Annotated in this window: 8 protein-coding genes; 6 read left to right on the forward strand and 2 right to left on the reverse strand. The window is 61.1% G+C overall.

Annotated elements, in window-relative coordinates; translation table 11 throughout:
* Nucleotides 1–244 precede the first annotated feature (244 nt).
* From ACZZ0K_RS23220 to ACZZ0K_RS23230, 3 genes are all read left to right on the forward strand, one after another.
* Nucleotides 245–15,598, forward strand: coding sequence for an immunoglobulin-like domain-containing protein (locus ACZZ0K_RS23220; protein WP_463559427.1), 15,354 nt, complete (start codon nucleotides 245–247; stop codon nucleotides 15,596–15,598).
* A gap of 11 nt (nucleotides 15,599–15,609) precedes the next feature.
* Entirely contained in the window at nucleotides 15,610–17,682 is a 2,073-nt protein-coding gene (locus tag ACZZ0K_RS23225) for a type I secretion C-terminal target domain-containing protein (RefSeq protein ID WP_463559429.1), read from the forward strand.
* A gap of 149 nt (nucleotides 17,683–17,831) precedes the next feature.
* Complete coding sequence (locus tag ACZZ0K_RS23230; protein ID WP_016772279.1) at nucleotides 17,832–18,170, forward strand: hypothetical protein; 339 nt, start codon at nucleotides 17,832–17,834, stop codon at nucleotides 18,168–18,170.
* Between the two features lie 209 nt (nucleotides 18,171–18,379).
* On the opposite strand, the gene lapD is transcribed toward ACZZ0K_RS23230, so the two are convergent.
* Complete coding sequence (gene lapD, locus ACZZ0K_RS23235; RefSeq protein ID WP_252868571.1) at nucleotides 18,380–20,326, reverse strand: cyclic di-GMP receptor LapD; 1,947 nt, start codon at nucleotides 20,324–20,326, stop codon at nucleotides 18,380–18,382.
* A 14-nt stretch (nucleotides 20,327–20,340) separates the two neighbouring features.
* Nucleotides 20,341–21,033 (reverse strand): cysteine protease LapG, encoded by a 693-nt coding sequence (gene lapG / locus ACZZ0K_RS23240; protein WP_056786901.1) that lies wholly within the window; start codon nucleotides 21,031–21,033, stop codon nucleotides 20,341–20,343.
* A gap of 196 nt (nucleotides 21,034–21,229) precedes the next feature.
* Here lapG and ACZZ0K_RS23245 point away from each other — a divergent pair, with 196 nt between their 5' ends.
* From ACZZ0K_RS23245 to ACZZ0K_RS23255, 3 genes are all read left to right on the forward strand, one after another.
* The gene (locus ACZZ0K_RS23245; RefSeq protein ID WP_056786898.1) at nucleotides 21,230–21,940 is read left to right on the forward strand and encodes a GntR family transcriptional regulator; all 711 of its coding nucleotides are present in this window, start codon (nucleotides 21,230–21,232) and stop codon (nucleotides 21,938–21,940) included.
* A 699-nt stretch (nucleotides 21,941–22,639) separates the two neighbouring features.
* The gene (locus ACZZ0K_RS23250) at nucleotides 22,640–23,416 is read left to right on the forward strand and encodes a DUF3050 domain-containing protein (protein WP_258707422.1); all 777 of its coding nucleotides are present in this window, start codon (nucleotides 22,640–22,642) and stop codon (nucleotides 23,414–23,416) included.
* Nucleotides 23,413–24,342, forward strand: coding sequence for a diiron oxygenase (locus ACZZ0K_RS23255; RefSeq protein WP_258707421.1), 930 nt, complete (start codon nucleotides 23,413–23,415; stop codon nucleotides 24,340–24,342). The genes ACZZ0K_RS23250 and ACZZ0K_RS23255 overlap by 4 nt, the downstream gene beginning before the upstream one ends.
* The last annotated feature ends 7 nt before the right edge of the window (nucleotides 24,343–24,349 follow it).

The following is a 24,349-nucleotide window of genomic DNA, read 5'->3' on the forward strand; positions in this document are numbered from 1 at the left end:
AGGCTGAAGGACAGGTCGCCGCGGAAATATCAATGTGACATTAGTGGGGCGATTGTTTAGGATGGCTCCCAGAAGGTCAATAGTTTGGCATAAAGTTAATCGCGATAATTTATAGCCAGATTATTGACGGAAATACAGCGTCAATAAGTTATCCATTTATAGAAAGTACGTCCAGACTGAAGTGGCGCCGACGCCCGTCAGGTCCATGGAAGTCAACTGAATGTGACACCCCGGAGAGTCTTCAATGAGCAGTGTTGTTGCCGTCGTCAAAAGCATTGTCGGTCAGGTTTTCGTGGTGTCCCCAGAGGGCGTGCGTCGCGTACTCGTTGAAGGCGATCGCCTGTATGTCGGCGACCAGATCGATACCGGTCTGTCCGGCGCGGTGTCGCTGGAACTGGCCGATGGCCGCATGCTCGATCTGGGCCGTGACACCCAGTGGAGCGCCAGCTCGCCTGACTCCAGCACTGACCTGGCCGAAGCCACGGCGCAGGCTGCGCCTTCTGTAGAAGAACTGCAGCAAGCCATCGCCGCCGGTGTCGACCCGACCACCGCACTCGAATCCACCGCGGCCGGCCCGACCGCCGCAGGTACCGGTGGTGCTGCCGGCGGCGGTCACAGCTTCGTCATGCTCGACGCCACCGCTGGCCGCGTCGATCCGACCATTGGCTTCCCCACGGCGGGCATCAATTCTGCCGGGCAAGTCGCGCAGGACACCACGGGCGGCCTGACCACCGACACCACCACCAACGCACTGCGTGACTCGACCCTGAGCCTCAGCGCCACGCCGACCATCACCGAAGCCGGCGGCGTGCTGGTGTACACCGCGACCCTGACCCAGGCGCCGCTGACCGACCTGACTATCACCCTGTCCAACGGCGCAGTCATCGTCATTCCCGCCGGCGCCACCACCGGCACCGTCAACGTGCCGCTGGCGCCGAACGACACTGTCTATAACGACCCGACCCAGATCGACGTGACCGTCACTGGCACCAGCGGCGGCAACGGCATCACCGTGACCCCGCCGACTATCCCGGCGACCACGCAAGTCACCGACACCGTCGACACCACTACCGTCACGTTGACGGCTGGTTCGAGCGTGACCGAAGGCGGTCAGATCACTTACACCGCGACGCTGACTAACCCGGCGCAAACTCCGGTTACCGTCACGCTGTCGAATGGCTCGACCATTACCATTGGCGCTGGCCAGACTACCGGCACCGTCAACGTGCCGACCCCAGCCAATGACGTTTACAACAATGGCAGCACCGTTACGACCACGATCACCGGGGCTACCGGCGGCAACTTCGAAAATCTGGTGCCGAACCCGACACCAGCCGTTACCACCATCACAGACTCGGTTGATAACACCGGCCTCACGCTGACCGCGACCAACAACATCGTCGAAGGCGGCCAGATCACCTACACAGCGACACTGACTAATCCAGCGCAAACGCCGGTAACCGTCACTCTGTCCAACGGTTCGACCATCACCATCGCGGCTGGCGAAACCGTGGGCACCGTCAACGTGCCGACTGCGGCCAACGACGTCTACAACAATGGCGGCACCGTCAGCACCACGATCACTGGTGCAACCGGTGGCAATTTCGAAAACTTGGTGCCAAGCAACACGCCTGCGGTCACCACCATCACCGATTCGGTCGACAACACCGGCCTGACGCTGACTGCGACCAACAATATCGTTGAAGGCGGTCAGATCACTTACACCGCGACGTTGACCAACCCGGCGCAGACCCCGGTAACCGTCACGCTGTCCAACGGCTCGACCATCACAATTGCTGCGGGCGAAACCGTCGGCACCGTCAACGTGCCCACAGCGGCCAACGACGTCTACAACAATGGCGGCACCGTCAGCACCACGATCACTGGCGCTACCGGCGGCAACTTTGAAAACCTGGTGCCAAGCAACACGCCTGCGGTCACCACGATCACCGATTCGGTCGACAACACCGGTCTGACGCTGACTGCGACCAACAATATCGTTGAAGGCGGTCAGATCACTTACACCGCCACGTTGACCAACCCGGCGCAAACCCCGGTAACCGTCACTCTGTCCAACGGTTCGACCATCACCATTGCAGCCGGCGAAACCGTCGGCACCGTCAACGTGCCAACAGCGGCCAATGACGTCTACAACAATGGCAGCACCGTCAGCACCACGATCACTGGCGCTACCGGTGGCAACTTCGAAAACCTGGTGCCGAACACCACACCAGCCGTTACCACCATCACAGATTCGGTCGACAACACCGGCCTGACCCTGACCGCGACCAACAACATCGTTGAAGGCGGTCAGATCACCTACACCGCGACACTGACTAATCCGGCGCAGACGCCGGTTACCGTCACCCTGTCGAACGGTTCGACCATCACCATCGCGGCCGGCGAAACCGTGGGCACCGTCAACGTGCCGACTGCGGCCAATGACGTTTACAACAATGGCAGTACCGTCAGCACCACGATCACTGGCGCTACCGGTGGCAACTTCGAAAACCTGGTGCCAAGCAACACGCCTGCGGTCACCACCATCACCGATTCGGTGGATGACACTGGCCTGACCCTGACAGCGACCAACAATATCGTTGAAGGCGGTCAGATCACCTACACCGCGACACTGACTAATCCGGCGCAGACGCCGGTTACCGTCACCCTGTCCAACGGTTCGACCATCACCATTGCGGCTGGCGAAACCGTGGGCACCGTCAACGTGCCGACTGCGGCCAATGACGTTTACAACAATGGCAGTACCGTCAGCACCACGATCACTGGCGCTACCGGTGGCAACTTCGAAAACCTGGTGCCAAGCAACACGCCTGCGGTCACCACCATCACCGATTCGGTCGACAACACCGGTCTGACCCTGACTGCGACGAATAACGTCGTCGAAGGCGGTCAAATCACTTACACCGCGACACTGACCAATCCGGCACAAACCCCGGTAACCGTCACTCTGTCCAACGGTTCGACCATCACCATTGCTGCTGGCGAAACCGTGGGCACCGTCAACGTGCCAACAGCGGCCAATGACGTCTACAACAACGGCAGCACCGTCAGCACCACCATCACTGGCGCTACCGGCGGCAACTTCGAAAACCTGGTGCCAAACACCACACCTGCCGTTACCACGATCACCGATTCGGTCGACAACACCGGTCTGACCCTGACTGCGACGAATAACGTCGTCGAAGGCGGCCAGATCACTTACACCGCGACGTTGACCAACCCGGCACAAACCCCGGTAACCGTCACTCTGTCCAACGGTTCGACCATCACCATCGCGGCTGGCGAGACCGTCGGCACCGTCAACGTGCCCACAGCGGCCAACGACGTCTACAACAATGGCAGCACCGTCAGCACCACGATCACTGGCGCTACCGGTGGCAATTTCGAAAACCTGGTGCCAAACACCACACCTGCCGTTACCACGATCACCGATTCGGTCGACAACACCGGTCTGACCCTGACTGCGACGAATAACGTCGTCGAAGGCGGCCAGGTCACCTACACCGCGACGCTGACTAATCCAGCGCAGACGCCGGTAACCGTCACTCTGTCCAACGGTTCGACCATCACCATCGCGGCTGGCGAAACCGTGGGCACCGTCAACGTGCCGACTGCGGCCAACGACGTCTACAACAATGGCGGCACCGTCAGCACCACGATCACTGGTGCAACCGGTGGCAATTTCGAAAACCTGGTGCCGAACACCACACCTGCCGTTACCACGATCACCGATTCGGTCGACAACACCGGTCTGACCCTGGCTGCGACGAATAACGTCGTCGAAGGCGGTCAAATCACTTACACCGCGACACTGACCAATCCGGCACAAACCCCGGTAACCGTCACTCTGTCCAACGGTTCGACCATCACCATTGCTGCTGGCGAAACCGTCGGCACCGTCAACGTGCCAACAGCGGCCAGTGACGTCTACAACAATGGCAGCACCGTCAGCACCACGATCACTGGCGCTACCGGTGGCAACTTCGAAAACCTGGTGCCGAACACCACACCAGCCGTTACCACCATCACAGATTCGGTCGACAACACCGGCCTGACCCTGACCGCGACCAACAACATCGTTGAAGGCGGTCAGATCACCTACACCGCGACACTGACTAATCCGGCGCAGACGCCGGTTACCGTCACCCTGTCGAACGGTTCGACCATCACCATCGCGGCCGGCGAAACCGTGGGCACCGTCAACGTGCCGACTGCGGCCAATGACGTTTACAACAATGGCAGTACCGTCAGCACCACGATCACTGGCGCTACCGGTGGCAACTTCGAAAACCTGGTGCCAAGCAACACGCCTGCGGTCACCACCGTCACCGATTCGGTGGATGACACTGGCCTGAGCCTCAGCGCCACCGACTCTGTGGCCGAGGGTGGCCAGATCACCTACACCGCCACGCTGACGAATCCGGCCGGCACCCCGGTAACCGTGACCCTGAGCAACGGCTCGGTGATCACCATTGATGCCGGCAAAACCACGGGCACCGTTACCGTTCCAGCGCCGGCCGATGACGTCTACAAAGACGCCGGCCAGGTCGAAGTCAGCATCAAGGACGCCACCGGCGGCAACTTCGAAAATCTGGTGCCGAACACTACGCCAGCAGTGACCGAAATCACTGACACCGTCGATACCTCGACAGTGAAGCTGACCGCAGACACCTCGGTTGCCGAAGGCGGCACCGTGACTTACACCGCCACCGTCGGCGCGCCAGTCACCGGCTCGCCTGTGGTCGTGACGTTGGCCAACGGCCAGAACATCACCATTGGCGTCGGCCAGACCACTGGCTCCATCACCTACACCGCACCGAACGATGCCTTGACCGGCAACGCTCCGCTGACCAATTCGATCACTGGCGTAACCGGTGGCAACTACGAAAATCTGGTGGCGGACAAAACTCCAGTTTCGACCACCGTCACCGACGTGGCCGACACCACCAATCTGTCGCTGAGTGCGACCGCTTCCGTCGCTGAAGGCGGCCAGATCACTTACACCGCCACTTTGACCAATGCTGCTGGTTCGCCAGTGACCGTGACCTTGTCGAACGGCGCCGTCATCACCATCAAGGCAGGCGAAACCAGCGGTAATGTGAGCTTCCCGGCTCCGTCCGACGACGTCTACAAAGACGCCGGCTCCGTGCAGGCCACCATCACCAGCGCCACCGGCGGCAACTTCGAGAACCTCGTTCCGAGCACCACGCCAGCGGTCACTCAAGTCACCGACACCATCGACACCTCGACGGTCAAATTGACCGCCGACACCTCGGTCGCTGAAGGCGGCACCGTGACTTACACCGCCACCGTCGGCGCGCCAGTCACCGGCTCGCCTGTGGTCGTGACCTTGGCTAACGGCCAGAACATCACCATCGCCGTCGGCCAGACCACCGGCAGCGTTACCGCCCCGGTATCGAATGACGTGCAGATCGGTCACGCACCGCTGACCAACTCGATCACCAACGTCAGCGGCGGCAACTACGAGAATCTGGTCGCCGACAAGACCCCGGTCAGCACCACTGTCACCGACACCGTCGACACCACCAGCGTCGCGCTGACTGCCACCGGCAACGTCAACGAAGGCGGGCAGATCACCTACACCGCGACGCTGAGCAACCCGGCCGGCACGCCGGTAACCGTCAATCTGAGCAACGGTTCGGTCATCACCATTGAAGCGGGCAAGACCACCGGCACCGTGACCGTTCCGGCACCTGCCGACGACGTCTACAAAGACGCCGGCAAAGTCGAAGTGACCATCAAGGACGCCACCGGTGGCAACTTCGAAAATCTGGTGCCGAGCACTACGCCTGCGGTGACCAATGTTGCCGACACGATCAACACCACGCACCTGACCCTCAGCGCAGAAAGCTATGTGCTCGAAGGCTCTTCGATCACTTACACCGCAACGCTGACCAACGCCGCGCAGACGCCGGTGACCGTCAACCTGAGCAATGGCCAGACCATCACCATCGAAGCCGGCAAGACCAGCGGTTCGGTGACGATTGCCGCACCGAGCGATGACGTCTACAAGGACGTCAGCAAGCTCACCGTAACCATGACCGATGCCAGCGGCGGCAACTTCGAGAAACTCGACGTCAGCAAGACTCCGGTCAGCACCACGGTCAACGACACCGTCGACACAACCGCACTGACCCTGACCGCCAGCGATACCGTCAGCGAAGGTGGCCAGATCACCTACACCGCGACCCTGAGCAACCCGGCCGGCACTGCGATGACCGTGACCCTGGCCAACGGCGCGGTGATCAACATCGCGGCCGGTGCTACCAGCGGCTCGGTGAATTTCCCGGCGCCCGCCAATACGCCGTACATCGATGGCAGCAACGTGCGGACGGCGATCGCCAGCCACAGCGGCGGCAATTTCGAGCGCGTCGAGGCCGATCGTTCGGCTGTGGTGACCAAAGTCACCGACGCCGTCGACACCACCAACATCAGCCTGAGCGCCACCGGCAGCGTTGCCGAGGGCGGCTCGATCGTCTACACCGCCACCCTGAGCAATCCGGCCGGCACCGCCATGAGCGTGACCCTGAGCAACGGCGCGGTGATCAACATTGCCAAAGGCGCGAGCACTGGCACTGCGACCGTCGCCGCGCCTGGCGATGATGTGTACAAGGACGCCGGCAAGGTCGATGCGAACATCACCAAGACCAGCGGCGGCAACTTTGAAAATCTGGTGATCGACAAGACGCCTGCGGTAACTGATGTCACCGACACCATCGACAACAGCACCGTTGCGCTGACCGCCAGCGCCAGCGCGGTAGAAGGCGGCGTGGTTGTATACACCGCGTCCGTGACCGCCCCGGTCACCGGTTCGCCAGTGCTGGTGACCCTGTCCAACGGCCAGACCATCACCATTCCGGTCGGCGCCAGCAGCGCCAGCGTCAACTTCACCGCGCCGAACGATGCACAGGCCGGCGGCAACACCCTGAGCGTGAAAATCGACGGCGCCAGCGGTGGCAATTACGAAAATCTCGTCGCCGACCAAACCCCGGCGGTGACCTCGGTAACCGACGTCGCCGACACCACCAACCTGTCGCTGTCCGCGACCGGCTCCGTGGCCGAGGGCGGTTCGATTGTCTACACCGCGACCCTGAGCAACCCGGCCGGTACCCCGGTGACCGTTAATCTGAGCAACGGCGCGGTGATCACCATTGAGGCCGGCAAATCCACCGGCACCGTCACCGTTCCGGCACCTGCCGACGATGTCTATAAAGACGCTGGCAAAGTTGAAGTCACGATCAAGGACGCCACCGGCGGCAACTTCGAAAACCTGGTGCCAAGCACCACGCCAGCGGTCACTGATGTCACCGACACCGTCGACACCTCGACGGTCAAACTGACCGCCACCGAAACCGCGGCCGAAGGTGGCACTGTCACCTACACCGCCACCGTCGGCGCGCCGGTCACCGGATCGCCTGTGGTCGTCACCCTGGCCAATGGTCAGAACATCACTATCGAAGTCGGCAAGACCAGCGGCAGCGTGAGCACCACCGCGCCGAACGACGTCCTCGCCGGCCACGCGCCGCTGACCAACTCGATCACCAACGTCAGCGGCGGTAATTTCGAAAATCTTGTCGCCGACCAGACCCCGGTCAGCACCACCGTGACCGACACCGTCGACACCACCAACCTGTCGCTCAGCGCGACCGGCGCGGTGAACGAAGGCGGCCAGATTACCTACACCGCAACCCTGAGTAACGCCGCCGGCACACCGGTCACCGTGACCCTGTCGAACGGTGCGACCATCCTCATCGAGGCCGGCAAAACCACCGGCACCGTGACCGTCGATGCACCGAAAGATGACGTCTACAAAGACGCCGGCAGCGTTGAAGCGACCATCCAGAGCGCAACCGGCGGCAACTTCGAAAACCTCGTCACCAGCACAGCGCCGGCGGTAACCACGGTCAACGACACCATCGACACCACCACCGTGTCGCTGAGCGCCACTGCGAACGTCGCTGAAGGCGAAACCGTGGTCTACACCGCCACGGTGGGCGCGCCAGTGACCGGTTCGCCGGTCACCGTCAGCCTGTCCAACGGCCAGACCATCACCATCGCCGTTGGCGAAACCACCGGCAGCGTCAACTACGTCGCGCCGAACAGCCCGCTGGCGGGCGGCAGCTCCTTGAGCGTGACCATTGATGGCGCCACGGGTGGCAATTACGAAAAACTGGTGGTCGACGGCAAGTCCGCAGACACCGTGGTTTCCGACACCACCGACACCACCAACCTGAACCTGACCGCCAGCGATTCGGTCGCCGAAGGCGGCCAGATCACTTACACCGCAACGCTGACCAACCCGGCCGGCACACCGGTGACCGTGACCCTGTCGAACGGCGCCACGATCACTATTGATGCAGGCAAAACCACCGGCACCGTGACCGTCGACGCACCGAAAGACGACGTCTATAAAGATGCCGGCAAAGTCGAAGTGACCATCGAGAGTGCGACCGGCGGCAACTTCGAGAACCTGGTGCCAAGCGCGGTTCCAGCGGTGACCAATGTCACCGATACCATCGACACTTCGACCGTCAAACTGACCGCCGATACTTCGGTAGCCGAAGGCGGCACCGTGACTTACACCGCCACCGTTGGTGCGCCAGTTACTGGCTCGCCAGTTGTGGTAACTCTGGCCAACGGCCAGACCATCACCATCGGTGTCGGCCAGACTACTGGCACTGCAACCGCTGTTGCTGCGAACGATGCGCTGACCGGCAACGCCCCGATCACCAACTCGATCACTGGCGTAACCGGTGGCAACTTCGAAGATCTGGTGGCGGACAAAACTCCAGTTTCGACTTCTGTCACGGACGTTACCGACACCACCAACCTGTCGCTGAGTGCGACCGGCTCCGTGGCTGAAGGTGGCTCGATCGTTTACACCGCTACGCTGACCAACGCCGCTGGTTCGCCAGTGACCGTGACCTTGTCGAACGGCGCTGTGATCACCATCAAGGCTGGCGAAACCACCGGCACCGCAACTGTTCCTGCACCGTCCGACGACGTCTACAAAGATGCCGGTTCGGTGCAGGCGACGATCACAAGCGCTACCGGCGGTAACTTCGAGAACCTGGTACCGAGCACTGCTCCGGCCGTGACGACAGTCACCGACACCATCGATACGTCGACGGTCAAACTGACCGCCGATACCTCGGTCGCTGAAGGCGGCACCGTGACTTACACCGCCACCGTTGGTGCGCCAGTTACTGGTTCGCCTGTTGTGGTAATTCTGGCCAACGGTCAGACCATCACCATCGGCGTCGGCCAGACCACTGGCACTGCAACTGCTGTTGCTGCGAACGATGCGTTGGCCGGTAATGCTCCGATCACCAACTCGATCACTGGCGTGAGCGGCGGCAACTTCGAAGATCTGGTGGCGGACAAAACTCCAGTTTCAACTTCTGTCACGGACGTTACCGACACCACCAACCTGTCGCTGAGTGCGACCGGTTCCGTGGCCGAAGGTGGCTCGATCGTTTACACCGCTACGCTGACCAACGCCGCTGGCTCGCCAGTGACCGTGACCCTGTCGAACGGTGCTGTGATCACCATCAAGGCTGGCGAAACCACCGGCACCGCAACTGTTCCGGCACCGTCCGATGACGTCTACAAAGATGCCGGTTCTGTGCAGGCGACGATCACTAGCGCTACCGGTGGCAACTTCGAGAACTTGGTACCGAGCACAGCTCCGGCCGTGACGACTGTCACCGACACCATCGATACCTCGACCGTCAAACTGACCGCCGACACTTCGGTGGCTGAAGGCGGCACCGTGACCTACACCGCCACCGTCGGCGCTCCGGTCACCGGCTCGCCAGTTGTGGTAACTCTGGCCAACGGCCAGACCATCACCATCGGTGTCGGCCAGACTACTGGCACTGCAACCGCTGTTGCTGCGAACGATGCGCTGACCGGCAACGCCCCGATCACCAACTCGATCACTGGCGTAACTGGCGGCAATTTCGAAGATCTGGTTGCAGACAAAACTCCAGTTTCGACTTCTGTCACGGACGTTACCGACACCACCAACCTGTCGCTGAGTGCGACCGGCTCCGTGGCTGAAGGTGGCTCGATCGTTTACACCGCTACGCTGACCAACGCCGCTGGCTCGCCAGTGACCGTGACCCTGTCGAACGGTGCTGTGATCACCATCAAGGCTGGCGAAACCAGCGGTAATGTGACCGTTCCGGCACCGTCCGATGACGTCTACAAAGATGCCGGTTCCGTCCAGGCAACGATCACCAGCGCTACCGGTGGCAACTTCGAGAACCTGGTACCGAGCACTGCTCCGGCCGTGACGACAGTCACCGACACCATCGACACTTCGACCGTCAAACTGACTGCTGATACTTCGGTAACTGAAGGCGGCACCGTGACTTACACCGCCACCGTCGGCGCGCCAGTCACCGGCTCGCCAGTGGTTGTAACTCTGGCCAACGGCCAGACCATCACCATCGGCGTCGGCCAGACTACTGGCACTGCAACTGCTGTTGCTGCGAACGATGCGTTGGCCGGTAATGCTCCGATCACCAACTCGATCACTGGCGTGAGCGGCGGCAATTTCGAAGATCTGGTGGCGGATAAAACACCGGTTTCGACCACTGTCACCGACGTTTCCGACACTACCAATCTGTCGCTGAGTGCGACCGGTTCCGTGGCCGAAGGTGGCCAGATCACCTACACCGCGACCCTGACCAACGCCGCTGGCTCGCCTGTGACAGTCACCTTGTCGAACGGCGCTGTCATCACTATCAAGGCTGGTGAAACCACCGGCACCGCAACTGTTCCTGCACCGTCCGACGACGTCTACAAAGACGCCGGTTCTGTGCAGGCGACGATCACTAGCGCTACCGGTGGTAATTTCGAAAACCTGGTACCAAGCACTGCTCCGGCCGTGACGACAGTCACTGACACCATCGACACTTCGACCGTCAAACTGACCGCTGACACTTCGGTGGCTGAAGGCGGCACCGTGACCTACACCGCCACAGTCGGCGCTCCGGTCACCGGCTCGCCAGTTGTGGTAACTCTGGCCAACGGCCAGACCATCACCATCGGTGTCGGCCAGACTACTGGCACTGCAACCGCTGTTGCTGCGAACGATGCGCTGACCGGCAACGCCCCGATCACCAACTCGATCACTGGCGTAACCGGTGGCAACTTCGAAGATCTGGTGGCGGACAAAACTCCAGTTTCGACTTCTGTCACGGACGTTACCGACACCACCAACCTGTCGCTGAGTGCGACCGGCTCCGTGGCTGAAGGTGGCTCGATCGTTTACACCGCTACGCTGACCAACGCCGCTGGCTCGCCAGTGACCGTGACCCTGTCGAACGGTGCTGTGATCACCATCAAGGCTGGCGAAACCAGCGGTAATGTGACCGTTCCGGCACCGTCCGATGACGTCTACAAAGATGCCGGTTCCGTCCAGGCAACGATCACCAGCGCTACCGGTGGCAACTTCGAGAACCTGGTACCGAGCACTGCTCCGGCCGTGACGACAGTCACCGACACCATCGACACTTCGACCGTCAAACTGACTGCTGATACTTCGGTAACTGAAGGCGGCACCGTGACTTACACCGCCACCGTCGGCGCGCCAGTCACCGGCTCGCCAGTGGTTGTAACTCTGGCCAACGGCCAGACCATCACCATCGGCGTCGGCCAGACTACTGGCACTGCAACTGCTGTTGCTGCGAACGATGCGTTGGCCGGTAATGCTCCGATCACCAACTCGATCACTGGCGTGAGCGGCGGCAATTTCGAAGATCTGGTGGCGGATAAAACACCGGTTTCGACCACTGTCACCGACGTTTCCGACACTACCAATCTGTCGCTGAGTGCGACCGGTTCGGTAGCCGAAGGTGGCCAGATCACTTACACCGCGACCTTGACCAACGCCGCTGGTTCGCCAGTGACCGTGACCTTGTCGAACGGCGCTGTGATCACCATCAAGGCTGGCGAAACCACCGGCACCGCAACTGTTCCTGCACCGTCCGACGACGTCTACAAAGATGCCGGTTCGGTGCAGGCGACGATCACAAGCGCTACCGGCGGTAACTTCGAGAACCTGGTACCGAGCACTGCTCCGGCCGTGACGACAGTCACCGACACCATCGATACGTCGACCGTCAAATTGACCGCCGATACATCGGTGGCTGAAGGCGGCACCGTGACTTACACCGCCACCGTCGGCGCGCCAGTCACCGGCTCGCCAGTTGTGGTAACTCTGGCCAACGGCCAGACCATAACCATCGGTGTCGGCCAGACTACTGGCACTGCAACTGCTGTTGCGTCGAACGATGCGCTGACCGGCCATGCGCCGATCACCAATGCGATCACCAACGTCAGCGGCGGCAACTTCGAAAATCTCGTCGCCGACAAGACCCCGGTCAGCACCACCGTGACCGACACCGTCGACACCACCAATCTGTCCTTGAGCGCCACCAACTCGGTGGCCGAAGGTGGCCAGATCACCTACACCGCGACCCTGACCAACGCCGCTGGCTCGCCTGTGACAGTCACCTTGTCGAACGGCGCTGTCATCACTATCAAGGCTGGTGAAACCACCGGCACCGCAACTGTTCCTGCACCGTCCGACGACGTCTACAAAGACGCCGGTTCTGTGCAGGCGACGATCACTAGCGCTACCGGTGGTAATTTCGAAAACCTGGTACCAAGCACTGCTCCGGCCGTGACGACAGTCACTGACACCATCGACACTTCGACCGTCAAACTGACCGCTGACACTTCGGTAGCTGAAGGCGGCACCGTGACCTACACCGCCACCGTCGGCGCTCCGGTCACCGGCTCGCCAGTTGTGGTAACTCTGGCCAACGGCCAGACCATCACCATCGGCGTCGGCCAGACTACTGGCACTGCAACCGCTGTTGCTGCGAACGATGCGCTGACTGGCAACGCTCCGATCACCAATGCGATCACCAACGTCAGCGGCGGCAATTTCGAGAATCTCGTCGCCGACAAGACCCCGGTCAGCACCACCGTGACCGACACCGTCGACACCACCAACCTGTCCTTGAGCGCCACCAACTCGGTGGCCGAAGGTGGCCAGATCACCTACACCGCGACCCTGACCAACGCCGCTGGTTCGCCAGTGACCGTGACCTTGTCGAACGGCGCTGTGATCACCATCAAGGCTGGCGAAACCACCGGCACCGCAACCGTTCCGGCCCCGTCCGATGACGTCTACAAAGACGCCGGCTCCGTGCAGGCGACCATCAGCAAAGCTATCGGTGGCAACTTCGAAAACCTGGTACCGAGCACCACGCCAGCAGTGACCAGCGTCACCGACACCATCGACACCACCACCGTAAAACTGAGCGCAACCGCCACAGCGGCCGAAGGCGGCAACGTCGTCTACACCGCAACCGTCGGCGCACCCGTCACCGGTTCGCCAGTGGTGGTCACTTTGGCCAACGGCCAGAACATCACCATCGCGGTCGGCCAGACTACCGGCACCGTAACTGCCGTCGCACCGAACGATGCGTTGACCGGCAACGCTCCGCTGACCAACTCGATTACCAACGTCAGCGGCGGCAATTTCGAAAACCTCGTCGCCGACAAGACTCCGGTCAGCACCACCGTGACCGACACCGTCGACACCACCAATCTGTCACTGAGCGCAACCGGCTCCGTGGCCGAAGGTGGCCAGATCACTTACACCGCAACGTTGACCAACGCCGCAGGATCGCCTGTGACCGTGACCCTGTCGAACGGTGCCGTGATCACCATCAAAGCGGGCGAAACCACCGGCACCGTGAACGTTCCAGCGCCAGCTGACGACGTCTACAAAGACGCCGGCACCGTGCAGGCGACCATCAGCAGCGCCACCGGAGGCAGCTTCGAAAAACTGGTACCGAGCACCACGCCAGCGGTGACCAGCGTCACCGACACCGTCGACACCACCACCGTCAGCATCACCGGCAGCAGCTCGGTGACCGAAGGCCAGACCGCCAGCTATACCGTGAGCCTCAATCACCCGGCGCAGACCGAAGTGACCCTGAAAATCGTCTACAGCGGCACTGCTGCCGACGGTTCGGACTTCACCGGCGTGTACACCGTGAAGATCCCGGCGGGCGCCAGCAGCGCGCAGTTCAACGTCGCCACCCTCGATGACAAGATCACCGAAGGCACCGAGAACTTCGTGGTCAAGATCGATTCGGCTACCGGTGGCAACTTCGAGAACCTCGCGGTCAGCAGCACCAATGGCAGCGTCAGCACCTCGATCATCGACAATGATGCGCCACCGGTGCTGGATCTGGATGCCAACAACTCCAGCGGTGCGACCGGTGCCGATTACAAGGTGACGTTCACCGAGAACACCCCGGGCGCCGGCGTGTCGATCGCTGACACCGACATCAGCATCACCGACCCGGACAGCACGATGCTGACCGGCGCCACTGTGGTGCTGACCAACCGTCAGGACGGCGATGCGCTGAATCTGGGCAATAGCGTCAACGGCATCACCATCAATGCCAACAGCACCAACGGCACGGTAACCCTGACCCTCTCGGGTAACGCGACCCTGGCCGACTACATGCAGGCCATCAAGAACATCAGCTTCACCAACAGCAGCGAAAACCCGAGCACTGTGCCGCGCGTCATCACCGTGACGGTGACCGATGGCGGCAACTACTCGAACACGGCGACGACCACGGTCAACGTGGTGGCGGTCAACGATGCACCGGTTGCTGCGCCGAGCAATGTCACCGGCAACGAAGACACGCCGCTGGTACTCGGCTGGTCGACCTTCGGCGTCAGCGATGTCGACAGCCCGGCGAGCAGCCTCGGTATCAAGATCACGCAGCTGCCGGGCGAGGGCAAACTGCAGTATCTGGACGGCTCGACCTGGAAGGATGTTGCCAACAACCAGACCTTCAGCAAGGCCGACATCGACGCCGGCAAGCTGCGCTTCCTGCCGGATGCCAACGAGTCGGGCACCAACGGTTACGGCGGCACCGGTCTGGGCAACAATCAGGCGGACTACGCACAGATCAAGTTCCAGCCTACCGATGGCCAGGCGCTGGGCAGCACCGGCACGGTGAAGATCGACATCACGCCAGTGGCGGATGCGCCGACCGTAGCCGTGGCTGACAACAGCGTTAAATCCACCGGCCTGATCAAGGAAGTCTGGACCGGTCTCTCGGGGCTGGGCACTGACGGCAGCGGGGCGAATTCGACCACCCTGAAAAACGTCATCGACGCCGCCGGCAAACCGAACTCCAGTGGCAACGTCACCAACGTGCAGTCTGACGGCAGTGTCGCCGCCGGTACGGCGTCGAAGACCTCGGGCCTGATCTACCTGGAAGCCGGCAAGACCTACAGCTTCAGCGGCGTGGCCGATGACAGCCTGCTGATCACCATCGGCGGCAAGAACGTGGCGTCGGGTACCTGGGGCGCGGGGGTGCGATCAACGGCTCGTTCACCCCGACCACCAGCGGTTACTACACGCTCGACATCTACCACCACAATCAGAGCGGCCCGGGCAGCTACGACGTCAACCTGTCGGTCAACGGCGGCACGCCAATCGATCTGAGCAACGCCGGCGTGCCGATCTACACCGGTGTGCAGGATCTGATCAACTCGGGCGTGACCGTCTCCGATCTGCACGGCACCAACGGCGAAGGTTATTACGACGGCTACAAGCTCAACACCGGCGCTGAAGGCACCACGGTGAAACTGTCGGCAATCAGCACCGCGCTGACCGACACCGACGGCTCGGAAACCCTGAGCGTGAAGATCAGCGGCGCACCGGTCGGTTCGGTGCTCAGCGATGGCGCGGGGCATACCTTCACCGTTACCGCGAGCAATGGCGAAGCCAACGTCACCGGCTGGAACCTCGGCTCTCTGACCGTGACTCCGCCGACCTACTACAACGGCCAGTTCAACCTGACCGTGACCTCGACGTCCACCGAACAGGTCGGTGGCTCCGCGAGCAGCACCGCGACCATTCCGGTCACGGTAGTGCCTGCGGTGTACAACGCGGTCACCGCCACCTCGGGTGATGACAACGTCATCGGCACCGACGCCAACGACATCATCGTCGCTGACATCGGCGGCCTGACCGTGGTGCCGGGCACCAACTACAACATTGCGTTTATGGTCGACAGCTCGGGCAGCATGAGCACTTCGTCGCTGAACGCCGCGAAAGACTCGCTGACCTCGGTGTTCAACAGCCTCAAGCAAAGCCTGGGCGGCAGCAACTCGGGCACGGTGAACATATTCCTGGTGGACTTCGATACCCAGGTCAACAAATCGGTGTCGGTGAATCTCAACGACCCGAACGCGCTGACGATGCTCAAAGCCGTACTCAACTCGATGGGCTCTGGCGGCGGTACCAACTACGAGGACGTGTTCAAGACCACGGCCAACTGGTTCCAGAGCGCCGATGCGGTCGCCAACACCGGGGCGAAGAACCTCACGTACTTCATCACCGACGGCCAGCCGACTTACTACCAGACCGGCGAGCAGACCAACCCGACGCTGTATGGCAACGTGAAACTCGACAGCGTGGTAAACACCAGCAACTACAAGCAGGGCGACACGTTCAGCACCTACATCGACAACTCGCACTACCTGACCATCAACAGTGCTGGCAGCGTTGTGCTGCAAACCTACAACTCGTGGTGGGGCTGGAGCAGCGAGACCCTGGGCACGATTCATGCGCAGGGCGACGGTACTTATGAATTGTCGAACCTCGCGGGTACCGGCAACAGCACCAACTCGTCGACGACCAGCAACTCGACCAGCGGCTTTGCCTTGTTGAGCGGGTTGTCGAGCGTCGAAGCCATTGGCCTGAACAACGACGTCAGCCTCAACGACCTCAAGCCGTACGATTCGGACAAAACGCCGCAAACCAACATCGATCCGAAGGATCTGGCCAACTCGATCATCGGCCATACCGAAGCGACGATGCCGGGTAACGACACCGTCAACGGTGGCGAAGGCAACGACATCCTGTTCGGCGATCTGGTCAGCTTCAACGGCATTGCCGGCGAGGGTTACCAGGCGATGCAGGCGTTCGTCGCCAAAGAAACCGGCGTCGACGTCAGCAAAGTCAGCACCAGCAACGTGCACCAGTACATCACCGAGCACTATCAGGCGTTCGATGTATCCGGCGCGCACGATGGCAACGACACGCTGCTCGGTGGCGCGGGCAATGACATCCTGTTCGGCTCGGGCGGCAACGACCTGCTCGACGGCGGCAAAGGCAATGACATCCTGCTCGGCGGCACCGGTAACGACACGCTGATCGGCGGTCAGGGCAATGACATCCTGATTGGCGGTTCCGGTGGCGACACCTTCGTCTGGAAATCGGGCGACACCGGTAGCGATGTGATCAAGGATTTCAAAGCCAGCGAAGGCGACCGCATCGACCTGCGCGACCTGTTGCAGGGCGAGACCGGCAGCACGATCGACAACTTCCTGAAGATCACCACAGTGGATGGCACGTCGTCGCTGCAAGTCAGCTCGGCGGGCAAATTCAACTCGGGCGATGCCGCTGCGGCCACGCCGGACGTGACGATCAAACTGGAAGGCAACAACTGGGCGAGCGCCAACCTGCACAACCTGATTGCCGGCAGCGATCCGACCATCAAGGTCGATCACAACAACAGCTGAGGCTGAAACAACAACGGCCGCCTCTTGTGAGGCGGCCGTCGCGTTTGCGGGCAATGCAGCGGTGACGATTTCATCGGCGCCCCGCATACTGGCCCGCAGTTGGCTATGCTGCTGACAGCATGACGCTGTTCATTTGTGAGGGATGCTCAATGTTTTACGTGCAACGCGATGCGCAAGGCCAGTTGATTCGCGTGGAAGCTGCGGCGTACGCCGAGGCCACGGAAACGCTGCCCGCCGATAACCATGAGATTCAGGCGTGGTACGCCAACGAAGCCGTGGAAAACAGCCTCAAACAGCTCAAGCAGAGCGACTTTGAAATGATTCGGGTACTCGACGACCTGATTCAGGTGCTGACCCAGAAAGGCGTGATCCGCGTCACCGACCTGCCAGCGGCGGCCCAGGCCAAACTGATGGATCGTACCCAGGCACGTGAAGCGCTGGGCGGGTTGAGCCAGTTGATCGATGAGGATGAGGGCGGGTTGATCTGATCCTCCCAGGATCCAAAGCTTACCCTCACCCCAGCCCTCTCCCGGAGGGAGAGGGGGCCGATCGAGGTGTCTTGCGCTATCCATCGACCTGAGAGATCGAGTCGATTTTGGATTCAGTGGAGCTCTTGCACGTCGGCGTATCTCGTAAATATCCCACGGTCAGTCCCCTCTCCCTCTGGGAGAGGGTTAGGGTGAGGGCGCTTATTGGCTCACCCCCAAGGCTTCGGCTCACCGAGCAACTGCCCCTGCACGCCATACAAGCCCATCTCGCGAATCACTGACAACTCCCCTTCAGTCTCGACCCGCTCGGCAATCAGCGGCAAATCGATGCTGTGCGCCGCGCGCTGGATCGCTTCGATGAACAGGCGCTTGTCGCTCTCCTGATCGATCGCCCGAATGTAGCTGCCATCGATCTTCAAATACGCCAGACCCAACCGCGCCAGGTTGCCGATCATGCTGAAGCGCCCGCCGAAGCGCTGCAGGCTCAGCGAGAAACCGAGCTCGCGCAGGCGTCGGGTCAACTGCTCCAGCACCGCCTGTTCAGGCAATTGCTCCTCGCCAATTTCCAGAGTCAGACGCGCGCCGAGATTGGAATGCGCGCGCAGAATCTCGAAGACCTTGTTCAGCGCCTGCGGGTCGGCCAGCGTCGCCGAGGACAGGTTCAGCGCCAGCGAATCCTCGTGCCCTTTCATCTGATCAAGCACGCGTTCGAGCATCAGCCGATCGAGTCGCGCGGTCCAGCCGAAGCGCTCCAGCCACGGCAGAAAGCGCCCGGCGGGAATGGTCTGGCCCTGCTCGTCGAGCAAGCGCGACAGGACCTTGTAATGCAGCACCAGTTGCGTGTCCTGCGCGGCGACCACCGGTTGGAAATACAACTCGAAACGCTGCTGACTCAAAGCCTGATCCAGCAGTCGATGCCAAGCGTGATGGTCGTCACCGACCTCCGCCACCAGACTCTGATCGATGCACGCCCAATTCTGCTCGCCCTGCCCTTCGGCCTGCGCGAGTGCCTGATCGCCCAGTGTCAGCACCGCTTGCGGGGAGTCGCCGTGAGCGAAGGGCGCCAGCCCGATCGAAGCCACCGCCGGCACATCGGTCGCGCCAGTGGCATGCAGGCTGCTCAATGCATTGTCGAGATTCTGCGCCAGTTGCAGCGCTTCCTCACGCACCAGCCCCGGCGCCAGCACGGCGAATTCACCGCCGCGAATACGCGTGACCAAGTCCTGGGTTTGTGGATATCTGGCGCACTCGCGGGTCAGTTGCTCACCGACAGCCTTGAGCAATTGGTCGGTACGCTGGCCGCCGAGACGCTGGTTGAGCCCGGCCAGATCCTTGACCCGCAACAGCAGCAAATAACCGGAACTGGCCTGCTCCGGGTTGCTCACACGGTTGTTCAGTTGCATTTCGAAATAGCGGCGGTTGGCCAGGCCGGTGAGGTTGTCCTGATAGGACTCGGTACGCAGTTTTTCACTGCGCTCGGCCTGCTCCTGAAACAGCGTCTTGAGCTTCTCGACCATCTGATTCATCGCCTGCACCACGCGACGCAATTCAGGCGTGCGCGGCAGATCCGGCAGGCTGAGAAACTCGCGGCGGGCAATCGCATGGGACTGCTGAACCATGTAATCGAGGGGCTTCAACTGCCGACGCAGCAACAGCGCGCCGAGCACCGCACTCAATGCACCGCAGATCAGCAACCAGCCAAGGCTGCCCAGTGCGCTCTGCCACAGCTTGGCCACGGCGAACATCGGATGGCTGACGACTTCGACCCGCGCCGCCTGCTCCCAGCCACGACTGACCAGTGCATCGCCACCAGCCGGTTCGAGGCCGATCAATTTGACGAACCAGTCCGGCACGTTGCTCACCGCCGGGGTACCGCTACGCTCGACAATGGTCTGCTCGGTCTTCACGTCGACCACGCGGATGCTCGCGTAATAACCGCTGTCGAAAATCGAACTGACCAGCAACTCGACCATCGCCGGGTCGTCGATATTCGGCGTCAGCGACAACGCCAGCGCCGTCGCCGCGTCCTGTGCGTGGGAGCGCAACTGGTTGACGTACTGGGTGCGCGAGCTCTCCAGGCTGACCATGAAGCTGCCGGTGAAGGCCACGACCAGGAACAGACAGATAGCGATCAACAGCTGTTTGAACAAAGACATCTGAGCGCGTGCTCCTAGTTAGTCGTCTCGACCGGGAAACCTTCGGCCTGCATTTTTTTCAGCACATCCTGCCAGCGTGACAGGCGTTTGGTGTCGCCGACCTTTTTGTTGCCCTTGGCGCCGGGCAAATACAGGCCTTCGGCATTGAAAGAGTAGACCGGCAGCAAATCGGTTCGCTGCGCCGCCGGCTGGATCGGATCGATCAGGCTGTCGAGCACCAGCGGCATGGCATCGGGGGTCGCATAGTACGTCAACACCATGTGCGCGCGGTTCTGGCGCAGCGCCTTGACGTAGGTGATGCGCAGCTTGTCACTGGAAACGCCGAGATGGCGCAGGCTGAAATACTTGGCGATGGCGTAGTCTTCGCAGTCGCCGGCGCCCTTCCACAGCGCTTCGATCGGGGTTTCCCAGTAATCCACTTCGCGCCACAGATCTATGTCTTCGACGTAACGCACCTGCTTGTTGAAGAACAGGTTCACCACTTTGAGCTTGTCCATCTCACTGGCCTGCTTCTGCGTCGCCAGCAGATTCTGCCAGGCATCGATGCGCTGCTGCCCGGCGCCCAGTGGCCCATAAAGAGCAGTGGCCTTGCGGCTGATCGCGGAAAAATCCCAATCGGCGTGCAGACCGCCCAGCATGACGCCGGCCAGCAGCAATGCGCAGCCAAGCCAGCGCAAGGTCCGAGGGATCGCGAAACGTACCGCCACTGCAGGTTTCCAGAAGGACAGAAAGGAAGCGTTTGATGGTGAAGCCTAGCCCGGCAAAAAACAATGGCACCGTGAGATCATCGAAGACCCGCTAGACTTGAGATTGCCGCGCAACGTTTTACAAGGTTTGACAACCTGTAGAGCAATCACTAGTGTCATTTGGATCCAAATATTGCGACCTACAGGGTGTGTTGTCGTGACTCAGAAGCCCAAACCGCTGCACAGCATCAAAGTCGAAGGACCGATTCCTGCGCATCTGGCCCGGTCGGTGATTGAAGAAACCCTGCGCTCGGCTATTCTCGATGGCCGCCTGCCCTGTGGCACTGCGCTGCGCCAGCAGGATCTGGCCGATCTGTTCGGGGTCAGCCGCATGCCGGTGCGCGAAGCCTTGCGTCAGCTCGAAGCGCAGGAGCTGCTCAGCGTCACCACGCACAAAGGCGCCGTAGTCGCACCGCTGATCCAGGGCGATGCCGCTGAAACCTACGAGTTGCGCATTTTGCTCGAATCCGAGGCATTGCGGCAGTCCATTCCGCTGCTGACTGAGGCCGAGCATCAACTCGCCGCCGGCTACATCGAAGAACTGGAAGCGCAGCACGACTACAACGAGATCGGCCGCCTCAACCGTCTGTTCCACATGGCCCTGTACAGCAAGGCGCCCAATCAGCGACTGCTGCGTCTGGTGGAAGACGGTCTGAATGAAGAAGAACGTTTTCTGCGTTTCAATCTGGAAGCCATGGGCCTGGGCAAGCTGTCCCAGGATGACCATCGCGCCATGCTCCAGGCCGTGATCGAGCGGGACATCCCGCGCTCGCTCGAAATGCTGGAGCAGCACCTCAACCGTGGCGTCGAGGTCATCACCCGCTACCTCGCGACTCCCGCCGCACAGAAGCGCCACACCGCACGCTGATATCTCGTACGTCGAATAATCCCCTTACAAATCTTCGCGACCGCTCTGCTGCCGGGTCTGGCAGCGGATCGGCGTGCCCGCTGGCGACCGCCCCGACCCTGCCGACGCGTTTCCGCTGCCCGCCGATGACCAATCGGTAATAGCCCTGACGGCAATTTACCCGCACTCTTCCAGCGCCACCCCTACAGAACGGGGACGCGCCGCCCTGACGGCACAGTCCCCGCAACAGGAACCTACGGAAGGAGCCTTGTCACGGGAAACAGGAAGTCATGGCGCCGGTCCCGGCCAACTTTCGCCCCCTTTGAATTCATAAACTTCCCTTGTTTAAAAAGTTGCTTCGAGTGAGGCATTCACTCTTGTTATCGATTTTGGCCGTTATTAGCCGAAAGGAGTAACTACGCCCAAATAAAACTTGATCCGAAAGTTTTATCGGCCACTCTCATATTCAAAAAACAGCCAACTTAAAATAATTGAAAATAAACTTGTTAAATGCATTTGCCCTGTATTAGTTTTTCTCTCGCCAGGTTTGAACGTCGCCGTTCAGCGCGGCATACCTCACGTAACAACCGCAGCACCCGTGGCGCCGCAACGGCGCCACAGCGCAATCAATATTTGCCCGACCAACTTGCTATCCAACTTGCTCGACCGCTTACAGCGACTGAAAAGAACCGTGCACTTCAATCAATGATAAAGGACATCATGATGCCCACTAAGCAGCAACTCGCCCTGAAGAAAGCCGAACTGAGTATTCACCCGATCTTTTCCGAGATTACTTCGTTATCGGTATTACGCCGTTTCATGGAAACCCATGTATTTGCCGTATGGGACTTCATGTCGCTGACCAAGCGCCTGCAACAGGAACTGACCTGCACGCGTTTACCCTGGTTGCCGCCGCGCGATCCCCACGCCGCTCGGTTGATCAACGAGATCGTGCTGGGCGAGGAATCGGACGATCGCCTCGATGCCGGCCATTACAGCCACTTCGAGTTGTACCTGGATGCGATGCGCGAAATCGGCGCGAGCACCACGGCGGTGGAGCGCTTCGTCGCGTTGCAGCAGGAAGGCGTGAGTTATGACGTCGCGTTGCAGAGCGTCGACGTCGACCCGGCGGCGGCACAGTTTGTTCGCGATACCTTGCGCATTGCCCTGGAGGCGCCGGGACACAGCGTTGCCGCCGCGTTCCTGCACGGTCGCGAGAGCGTTATTCCGACGATGTTCCAGCGCATCCTTGATGACTGGGGCATCGGCATCGAACAGGCGCCGACCTTCCGCTACTACCTGCAACGGCATATCGAAGTCGATTCCGAAGACCATGGCCCCGCCGCCGAACAGTTGCTGGAGCGTCTGGTCGATGGCGATCCGCAGCGCGCAGCCGAGGTTTACGCCAGCGCCATCGCTGCCGTGGAAAGCCGCATCGCCTTGTGGGACGGGCTGCGCTTGAGCATGGGCGCAAAAGTTGCCGAGGTGACCCAATGAACGCTGCCGACTATCAATCCTTCGCCGAGGCCTGGGAAAGCCGCGCGACCATCCGCACCCGTCCCCGGCGGTTGCTCGAAGACGATCAGCGCTTGATCTATCCACTCAGCCGCCAGCCGCTGGTGCTCAGCGAAACCTTCCTGCGTGAATGCCCACAGCAACGTGATTTCGCCCTGGTGCAGACGTTGTACAAATTCATCAATGACGTAGTGATTTTCGAGACCGAAATCGTCGACAAGACCGCCCGCAGCATTGCCAAGAATCGCTTCGCCGTGGCGTTCCCGTTCGCCTGTCGTTACGACGCGATGACCGTGGTGGTCGATGAGGATTACCACGCGCTGGTGGCCATGGATTTCATGCAGCAGACGGTAGCCATGACCGGCATCGAACCGATTCAGCTACCTGATCAGATCGAGCTGAGCCGGGCGATTCCTGCCGCCGTCGCATTGGCGCCCGAGCCTTTGCGCAGCGCGGTGGAGCTGATCTGCGTGGCCATCGCGGAGAACACCGTGACCGGCGATGTCGCCGCGTTCGCCCGCGACGATTCGGTCAAGCCGTCGATCAAGGGCCTGATGGCCGACCACTTGCTCGACGAAGGTCGCCACTCGAGTTTCTGGGCGCGGATGGTGCGCATCTATTGGCACACCGCCAGCGACACGGACCGCGAAACCATCGCGCAGATTCTGCCGGTGTTCATCGGCCATTACCTGACCAACGACATCCAGAAGTCCTTCGACTTGCGCCTGATCGACGCGCTGACGGTCAGCGAAACCACGCGGTGCTCACTGCGCGAGGAAATCGCCGGACTGGCCTTCCCGATCAACCGCCACCACCCGCTGGTGGGCAACATCGTCAGGTTTTTCCACAACAGCTCGCTGCTCGACACACCGTGCGTGCAGCACGCGCTGCGCGACTATCTGGTTTGAGGAGGCT

This window comes from Pseudomonas sp. AC255 (assembly GCF_979258175.1).